This window comes from Halobellus sp. Atlit-38R (genome assembly GCF_003665925.1).
Taxonomy (GTDB): domain Archaea; phylum Halobacteriota; class Halobacteria; order Halobacteriales; family Haloferacaceae; genus Haloquadratum; species Haloquadratum inordinatus.
In genome coordinates this window covers 1-568 of record NZ_QXIJ01000154.1, presented here as the reverse complement: position 1 = coordinate 568, position 568 = coordinate 1, and the positions used below count along the sequence as shown (strand labels likewise).

Genomic DNA, 568 nt, shown 5'->3' with positions numbered 1-568 from the left:
ACGCAGAGTTAGGCCCCGACTCAGGTTCAGCTCCGCATTGACAGTTGGCGAGGTTTACCTACATTCAGGTGCTAATGCAACGTCCTCAAAGAGCAATTTATCCGAATCGGGCGCCTACTCGTAGGGATGCCAGACGACAAACGAGGCCAAGACGAGGACGAAGACAACGAACAGCCGCAACAGCCAGAGCGGAAGCGAGAGGAGGTCCGTGACCGCGCCCACGAAGACAGAGCGATGAGCGGCGACCCCGGTGGGCGGCTTGGTGACCTCGATGATGCACTCGAAACCCAGAACTACCCGACCACGACCGATGAACTGGTTGAGGCCTACGGAGACTACGAGATCGAAACACAAGGCGGTACAGAATCCCTTGAAAAAGTGCTTGCCCCAACTGATAACCAAACGTACGACTCCGCCGATGATGTTCGGAGCCGGCTACTGGGACTGATACATCGATAGCGAATCAGCTCGCGATGTGCTAGACCACCGGTACGGACTAGTATCCCTAAGAGTCAGTTCAGAGGAGTACGACCTGCGCCAGTCCGAGGAATATGAAGAATCCGAGGAC

Annotated in this window: 1 protein-coding gene; it reads left to right on the top strand. The window is 56.0% G+C overall.

What is annotated here, in order from left to right; all coding sequences use genetic code 11:
* Nucleotides 1–126: 126 nt before the first annotated feature.
* On the top strand, nucleotides 127–459 hold the full coding sequence (locus D3D02_RS18655; RefSeq protein WP_004060470.1) for a hypothetical protein: 333 nt from the start codon (nucleotides 127–129) through the stop codon (nucleotides 457–459).
* The last annotated feature ends 109 nt before the right edge of the window (nucleotides 460–568 follow it).